Origin of the sequence: Nocardioides albus (genome assembly GCF_014648255.1) — a bacterium.
Classification (GTDB): Bacteria; Actinomycetota; Actinomycetes; order Propionibacteriales; family Nocardioidaceae; genus Nocardioides; species Nocardioides albus.
In genome coordinates, this window is sequence record NZ_BMQT01000009.1 from 296,032 (window position 1) to 303,763 (window position 7,732).

The following is a 7,732-nucleotide window of genomic DNA, read 5'->3' on the forward strand; positions in this document are numbered from 1 at the left end:
AGGTGCTCCGGCCCCCCTCCAGACGGGACCATCGTTGCGTGCTCGTCATTGTCGCCCCAGGACAAGGTGCTCAGACACCAGGATTCCTCACCCCGTGGTTGGAGGACCCCGCTTTCGCCGCTCGTATGGAGTGGCTCTCGACCGTCGCAGGCATCGACCTGATCCACTACGGCACGAATGCCGACGCAGACGCGATCCGCGCCACCGAGATCGCCCAGCCGCTGTTGGTCGCCACCGGTCTGGTAGCGGCCCTCCAGCTCTTCCCGCAGCCGGCGGACGCCTTCAGCAAGATCGGCGCTGTCGCCGGTCACAGCGTGGGTGAGATCACCGCCGCCGCTGGCGCCCGCGCGATCAGCGCCGAGCAGGCGATGGTGCTCGTTCGTGAGCGTGGCAAGGCGATGGCCGAGGCCGCCGCGAAGACGCCGACCGGCATGACCGCGGTGCTCGGCGGCGTCCGCGACGAGGTGCTGGCCGCGATCGAGAAGCACGGCCTCACCCCGGCCAACGACAACGGCCCCGGCCAGATCGTCGCCGCGGGCACGCTCGAGCAGCTCGAGGCCTTCGCCGCCGAGCCGCCCGCCAAGGCCAGGCTGATGCCCCTCAGCGTCGCCGGTGCCTTCCACACCAGCCACATGGAGCCCGCCGTCGGCCACCTCGCCCGGCTCGCTCAGAGCGTCTCGACCCACGACCCGCGTACGCGTCTGATCAGCAACAAGGACGGCCAGATCGTCCACGACGGCGCCAAGGCGCTGGACCGGATCGTCGGCCAGATCGCCAACCCCGTCCGCTGGGACCTCTGCCTCGACACGATGTCCGACATCGGTGTCACCGGCATCTTGGAGATGCCCCCGGCCGGCACCCTGACCGGGATCGCCAAGCGAGCCCTCAAGGGCGTCGAGACCTTCGCGCTGAAGACTCCCGACCAGCTCGAGGACGCCCGCGCGTTCGTCGAGAAGCACGGCGAGACCAATCTGATCGAGACCACGCCGACGTGGCGGATGGTCGTCTCCCCCGCCAAGGGCACTTTCCAGATCTCCGAGGCCGTCTCGGCGATCGACGTGATCCCCGCCGGCACCGACATCGGCGCCATCGCCAGCCTCCGCGACACCATCGTGATCACCTCCGCCCACGGCGGCGAGGTCATCGAGTGGCTCGTCGAGGACGGCGACCTCGTCTCACCCGGTCAGCCGCTGCTGCGTCTGCACCCGACAGGAGCACAGAACTCGTGATCTCAGCCCCGACAGGTTCGCCGCACGCCCGCATCCTCGGCGTCGGCGGCTACCGCCCGAGCCGGGTGGTCCCCAACAGCGAGATCGTCGACCTGATCGACTCCTCCGACGAGTGGATCCGCACCCGCTCCGGCATCACCGAGCGTCGCTGGGCGACGGAGGACGAGACCGTACAGATGATGTCGGTCGCCGCCTCGCGCAAGGCGCTCGAGCATGCCGGGATCGGCATCGACCAGATCGACTGCGTCCTGGTGGCAACGGTCAGCCACCTGCGCCAGACGCCTGCTGTCGCCGCGCTGATCGCCGACGAGCTCGGCGCGGACCACCCGGCCGCCTTCGACGTCTCCGCGGCCTGTGCGGGCTTCTGCCACGGCATCGCGATGGCCAGCGACATGATCCGCGGCGGCAGCGCCCGGAACGTACTCGTCATCGGGGTGGAGCGCCTCTCCGACATCACCAACCCGCATGACCGTGGCACCGCGTTCATCTTCGCCGACGGCGCGGGCGCCGCGGTCGTCGGCCCAAGCGAGGAGCCCGGGATCGGCCCGGTCGTGTGGGGATCCTCGGGCGACAAGGCCAACCACATCCAGACCCCCGACTGGTTCGATGCGATCGAGGCCAAGGAGACCCCCTGGCTGACGATGGAGGGTAATCCCGTCTTCCGTTGGGCCTCCTACGCCATGGCCAAGGTCGGCCAGGAAGCGCTCGAGAAGGCCGGCATCACCGCCGACGAGCTCAACTGCTTCGTACCGCACCAGGCAAACATGCGCATCGTCGACGCACTGGCGCGCTCCATGAAGCTGCCCCCGTCGGTCGAGATCGCCCGCGATATCGCCACCATGGGCAACACCTCGGCCGCCTCGGTCCCGCTCGCTCTCGAGCGGATGATCGAGGAGGGCCAGGCGAAGTCGGGCGACACCGCCCTGCTCATTGCGTTCGGCGCCGGGCTCGTCTACGCCGCCCAGGTCGTCGTCGTCCCTTAGTCTCGCACCATCCAGAGTTTCAGCACACAAATCCGAGAGGAAGCACCACACATGGCCACCACCGAAGAGATCCGCTCCGACCTCGCCGAGATCGTCAACGAGGTCGCCGGCATCGATGTCGCCGACGTTCAGCTCGACAAGTCGTTCGTCGATGACCTCGACGTCGACTCCCTGTCCATGGTCGAGGTCGTCGTTGCTGCCGAGGAGAAGTTCGGCGTATCCATCCCCGACGAGGAGGTCAAGAACCTCAAGACCGTCGGCGACGCAGTGAGCTTCATCGAGAAGGCTTCCGCGAACGCCTGACGCGCCCCGGCGGCTCGGCCAACCCTCCCAGGCCGAGTCGCCGGACCTTCATCACCTGATCCCAACGCGCCAACCACCCCACGGAGACCACATGAGCAGCCGCACCCGAGTAGTCGTCACCGGTTTGGGCACCACCAACCCGCTCGGCGGAGACGTAGCCACCACCTGGGATGCCTTGATCGCCGGCCGCTCCGGCATCCGTGAGCTCACCGAGGAGTGGGCCAAGGACCTCCCCGTACGCATCGCCGGCCGCATCGCCGTCGAGCCGTCCGAGGTCCTGGAGAGGGTCAAGGCCAGGCGCCTGGACCGCTCCGCACAGTTCGCCGTGGTCGCCGCGGCCGAGGCCTGGAAGGACGCCGGCTTCGAGGGCACCGCCACCGAGGCGGGCCTCGACAGCGAGCGCGTCGGCGTCGCCGTCGCCACCGGCATCGGTGGGGTCACCACCCTGCTCGACAACTACGACACGCTGCTCGCGAAGGGACCGCGTCGGGTCAGCCCGCTGTCCGTCCCGATGCTGATGGCCAACGCCTCCGCAGCCAACATCTCGTTGACCTACGGCGCCCGCGCCGCGGCTCAGACCCCGATCTCCGCGTGCGCCTCCGGCTCCGAAGCCGTCGCACTCGCCGCCGACCAGATCCGACTCGGCCGCGCCGACGTCGTCATCGCCGGTGGCACCGAGGCGGCGATCCACCCGCTGCCGATGGCCGCCTTCGCCAACATGATGGCGCTCTCCAAGACTGCTTCCGGCCCCGATGGTGGCGACCCGACGGCGGTCAGCCGCCCCTGGGACACCGCCCGTGACGGATTCGTCCTCGGTGAGGGTGCCGGCATCGTCGTACTCGAGACGCTCGAGCACGCCCAGGCGCGCGGCGCCCGGATCTACGCCGAGGTCCTCGGTGCCGGCGTGACCGCCGACGCCCACGACATCGCTCAGCCCGACCCCGAGGGTCGCGGAGGCAGCCGCGCCATCAAGCGCGCCCTCGAGGACGGCGACGTCGACCCGAGCACGATCGTCCACGTGAACGCCCACGCGACCTCGACCCCGCAGGGAGACATCGCTGAGGGCCTGATGCTCCACGCCACCCTCGGCAAGCAGGTCGAGAACGTCGTGGTCACCTCGACCAAGTCGATGACCGGCCACCTGCTCGGTGGCGCCGGAGCCCTCGAGACCGTCGCGACGGTCCTGGCGATCCACCACCGCCAGTCGCCGCCGACCATCAACCTGGACAACCTCGACCCCGCGGTCGAGCTCGACATCGCCACCAAGACCCGCGACCTGCCGTCCGGTGACGTCGCGGCCCTCAACAACTCCTTCGGATTTGGTGGCGCGAACGTCGCGGTCGTCTACGGCAGCATCTGATGACCATCACGGCGCCTGCTCCCGCGAGGAAGCAGAAGCTTCCGCGGGACCAGGACCCCCGCAACCCCGTGATCCGCCTCCGGGCGCTCTTCGACGAGGGCTCCCTCGAGCTCATCTCCCCCGACGACGATTCCGGCATGCTGGCCGCCGTCGGCGAGGTGGACGGCACCCGAGCGGTCGCCTTCTGCTCGGACGCGACCGTCATGGGCGGCGCGATGGGCGACCTCGGCTGCCGTGTGGTCGTGGACGCCTATCACCGCGCGATGACCGACGGCATCCCGATCATCGGGCTGTGGCACTCCGGTGGCGCCCGGCTGGCCGAAGGCGTTCTCTCCCTGCACGCGGTGGGCCGCATCTTCCACGTGATGACGCAGGCCAGCGGCAAGATCCCGCAGATCTCGGTCGTACTCGGGCCGGCTGCCGGCGGTGCTGCCTACGGTCCCGCCCTCACCGACGTGGTCATCCTCGGCCCCGAGGGCCGCATCTTCGTGACCGGCCCTGACGTCGTACGCTCCGTCACCGGTGAGGACGTCGACATGCTGCGCCTCGGCGGCCCCGAGCCGCACGGCCGTCGCTCCGGCGTCGTACACATCCTCACCGAGTCCGAGCGCGAGGCGCTCGACAAGGCCCGCACGGTCGCCTCCCTCCTCGGTTCCCAGGGTGGCCTCGATGTCGACGCTGTGCAGGACAAAGACCTCGCTGAGCAGCTGCCCGAGTCGAAGAAGCGCGCCTACGACGTCCACCCGCTGGTGGAGAACATCCTCGATGAGGGCACCACGCAGGAGCTGCACGCACGGTGGGCGCCCAACATCGTCACCGCCCTGGGTCGCTTCGGTGGCCGCACCGTCGGTGTCGTCGCCAACAACCCGCTGCGGCTCGGCGGCTGTCTCGACTCCCTCTCCGCGGAGAAGGCCTCGAGGTTCGTACGCCTCTGCGACGCTCTCGGCGTCCCGCTGATCGTCCTCGTCGACGTCCCCGGTTATCTGCCGGGCGTCGGCCAGGAGTGGGACGGGGTCGTCCGCCGCGGCGCGAAGCTCCTGCACGCCTTCGGCGAGTGCGTGGTCCCCCGGGTCACCCTGGTCACCCGGAAGACCTACGGTGGCGCCTACATCGCCATGAACGCCCGCTCCCTCGGCGCGACCAAGGTCTTCGCATGGCCGGGTGCTGAGGTCGCGGTCATGGGGCCGGTCGCCGCGATCCGCATCCTGCACCGCCGCAAGCTCGCCGAGGTCGCGCCCGACCTGCGTCCCCTGGTCGAGGCCGAGCTGGCCGCCGAGCACGAGCGGCTCGCCGGCGGCGTCGACAAGGCGGTCGAGATCGGTGTCGTGGACGAGGTCATCGAGCCCACCGCGACCCGCAGCGCGATCGCCGCTGCCTTCGAGGAAGCGATCCAGACCGTCGGCGTACGCCGCGGCGCCCACGGCAACATCCCGCTCTGATCCAGATCACGCCGAGTCGGCGCGTCCTGACGGAAAACAACGCCGAGTCGGCGCGTCATGACGCGCCGACTCGGCGTTGTGGTCGACCGTGCTCTGCAGCCGACGGGGCCGCTCAGACGACCTGGTGCAGCCAGCGTACGGGGGCGCCCTCGCCAGCGTGACGGAACGTCTCCAGCTCGTCGTCCCACGGCTTGCCGAGAAGCTTGTCCACCTCGAGCTCGAGCGTGGTGTCACCGAGCGCGGCCTTCACGACCGCAGCCTTGAGCCGGTCCTCCGGGATCATGATGTCGCCGTGCATCCCGGTCATGGCGTGGAAGACACCGAGGTCGGGGGTGAAGGAGTAGCGCGCGCCCTCGGAGGTCGAGGTGCCATCCTCGGTGACCTCGAAGCGCAGGTGCGTCCAGCCCTTCAGCGCCGAGGCGATGGCCGCTGCGGAGCCGACGGCACCGGACCAGAACAGCTCGGCTCGGTAGGTGCCTGCCTGCGCCGGCTGCGGCGTCCAGTCGAAGTTCACAGGCACGCCAAGAACCCCCGCGACGGCCCATTCGATGTGAGGGCAGAGCGCGGAGGGAGCCGAATGCACGAACACAACGCCTCGGGCGATACCACGCGAGGCGCTCGGGTCCTTGATCTGAGTGGTCACCGAATATCTCCTTCGTTGCGGCGCGAGCTACGCCTTCCCCAGCGGGCTCGATCATGCGTGAAGGAAAATGCTTCGATGGATCACACGGATGTGTCGGTTGTGGAGTTGTAGTAGGACCCATTCTTACCTACGCGGCCCCGGATCTCCAGTACCGAGGCAAAACCGCCAGTGGCGGTCAGCACACGTGCCGACCGCCACTCCGTATCGCCACGCAGGGTTCTCAGTCCCTCTCGACCGTCTTCTCCAGCGCTTCGGCACGCGCCGCGGCGTCGGTGATCTCCTCGGAGTCGATCGCGAAGGTGCGGTGGAACCAGGTCAGCGCGTCCTTGTCGCGGCCGGCGTCCTGGAGGGTGTCGGCGTACGCGTAGCGCAGCCGGACGACCCAGGACTCGCGGCTCTTGTTGTTGAGCGGCGACTGCTCGAGGATCCGCAGGGCCGCGTCGTGCTGCCCCATGTCTCGGCGAGCACCGGCCTCGACAATCGTCATCTCGGCCTTGGCCGGCGCCTCGAAGTTCACCACCGACGGGCTGTGCGCGAGCTTGATCGCCTGCTCGGGCTGGCCGAGGGCACGGTGGCAGTCCGCCATGATCGGCAGGTACGCCGTCGCGCCGTTCATCCGCTTCGCGGCACGCAGCTCAGCCAGCGCCTCGGAGTAGTGGCCGGCGGCATAGGCGGCCTCGCCCAGCGCCTCGCGGATCACAGCAATCCGCTGCGTACGCGACTTGGCCGCCTTGGCGTGCTGGTAGGCCAGCTCCGGGTCGGAGTCGATGAACATGTCCGCCGCAACCAGGTGACGAGCGATACGGGCCGCCAGCTTCTCGGGCAGGCCACGCAGCTGAGCCGAGATCGCGCGGTCCAGCTCCTTGCCGGTCACCTCGTCCGGCAGCTCGGGACCGTCGTAGACCCGCTGATCCGCCGTACGCTCCTCGCGCGGCTCGTCGAAGCGGCGCCGCTGCCCCGCACCGGCGGGCTTCCCGCCCGGCTTGCCGCCACGATCCTTGGAGTAGCCGCCCTTGCGGTCGCTGCTGCCACCGCTGCGCTTCGGGCCGTCAGAGCGGCCTCCCGCGCGCGGAGCTCCGCTGCGGCCGCCGGTCGGCTTGCCGTCGCGACGCTCCTCGCCGCCACGTCCGCCGTCGCGACGCTGCTCGCCTCCGCGGCCTCCGCCACCATCGCGACGGTCGTTGCTACGTCCGGCTCCGGGCCGGCCGCCACCTGCTCGGCTGCCACGGCCACCGCTCGATGAACCTGAGCTCTTCGGACCCCCCGGGCGTCCGGCGGGCTTTCCGCCTCTGTTGCTACGGCGCTCGTCAGCCATAGCCGCCATCCTCACTGCCGCGTCACCGCAGCCGACTTCGAACGATCGTCCGATCGTTCTGTTGACAAAACTCAGTGCCTGTAAATGCAGTAGAGGCCGCCCCAAAGGGCGGCCTCTACCTGAAATTTTGTCCGGCGGCGTCCTACTCTCCCACAGCCTCTCGGTTGCAGTACCATCGGCGCTGAAGGGCTTGACTTCCGGGTTCGGGATGGGACCGGGTATTTCCCCTTCGCTATGGCCGCCGTAACTCTATCGACTCACCCCTGCATCTATCTGCCGGCGCTTTCGCTGCCGGGCAGAGCTGCTTGGGGTGGCCAAGCCATTGTTTAGTTCTAGCTTGTTGCTAGTTGGTTCGTGGACGCGAACAGTCTCATCAAAGAGTTGGTCTTCGATGGTTGTTGTTTTTGTTGAGGGTTTATGAAAGATAAGCCCTCGGCCTATTAGTACCGGTCGGCTGGGC

At 68.9% G+C, this 7,732-nt stretch carries 7 protein-coding genes and 1 rRNA gene; 5 read left to right on the forward strand and 3 right to left on the reverse strand.

Annotated features, from left to right (window positions below):
* Positions 1 to 38 precede the first annotated feature (38 nt).
* The 5 genes from IEY84_RS20100 (at position 39) to IEY84_RS20120 (ending at position 5,314) form a co-directional block, all read left to right on the forward strand.
* Entirely contained in the window at positions 39 to 1,229 is a 1,191-nt protein-coding gene (locus IEY84_RS20100) for an acyltransferase domain-containing protein (protein WP_183546250.1), read from the forward strand.
* Positions 1,226 to 2,212 carry a beta-ketoacyl-ACP synthase III gene (locus tag IEY84_RS20105; protein ID WP_183546252.1) on the forward strand — a complete coding sequence of 329 codons (987 nt, stop codon included), beginning with the start codon at positions 1,226 to 1,228 and terminating at the stop codon, positions 2,210 to 2,212. The genes IEY84_RS20100 and IEY84_RS20105 overlap by 4 nt, the downstream gene beginning before the upstream one ends.
* A gap of 51 nt (positions 2,213 to 2,263) precedes the next feature.
* Entirely contained in the window at positions 2,264 to 2,515 is a 252-nt protein-coding gene (locus IEY84_RS20110; protein WP_008364250.1) for an acyl carrier protein, read from the forward strand.
* 91 nt (positions 2,516 to 2,606) lie between these two features.
* Positions 2,607 to 3,875: a beta-ketoacyl-[acyl-carrier-protein] synthase family protein gene (locus IEY84_RS20115; RefSeq protein WP_183546254.1), complete on the forward strand. Its 1,269-nt coding sequence runs from the start codon at positions 2,607 to 2,609 to the stop codon at positions 3,873 to 3,875.
* Positions 3,875 to 5,314, forward strand: coding sequence for an acyl-CoA carboxylase subunit beta (locus IEY84_RS20120; RefSeq protein ID WP_183546256.1), 1,440 nt, complete (start codon positions 3,875 to 3,877; stop codon positions 5,312 to 5,314). The genes IEY84_RS20115 and IEY84_RS20120 overlap by 1 nt, the downstream gene beginning before the upstream one ends.
* A gap of 112 nt (positions 5,315 to 5,426) precedes the next feature.
* On the opposite strand, the gene IEY84_RS20125 is transcribed toward IEY84_RS20120, so the two are convergent.
* From IEY84_RS20125 to rrf, 3 genes are all read right to left on the reverse strand, one after another.
* Positions 5,427 to 5,957: a DUF3145 domain-containing protein gene (locus IEY84_RS20125; protein ID WP_268244459.1), complete on the reverse strand. Its 531-nt coding sequence runs from the start codon at positions 5,955 to 5,957 to the stop codon at positions 5,427 to 5,429.
* A 220-nt stretch (positions 5,958 to 6,177) separates the two neighbouring features.
* Entirely contained in the window at positions 6,178 to 7,272 is a 1,095-nt protein-coding gene (locus tag IEY84_RS20130; RefSeq protein WP_183546258.1) for a tetratricopeptide repeat protein, read from the reverse strand.
* Positions 7,273 to 7,401: 129 nt separating this feature from the next.
* Positions 7,402 to 7,518: ribosomal RNA gene (gene rrf / locus IEY84_RS20135) — 5S ribosomal RNA — on the reverse strand.
* Positions 7,519 to 7,732 lie beyond the last annotated feature (214 nt).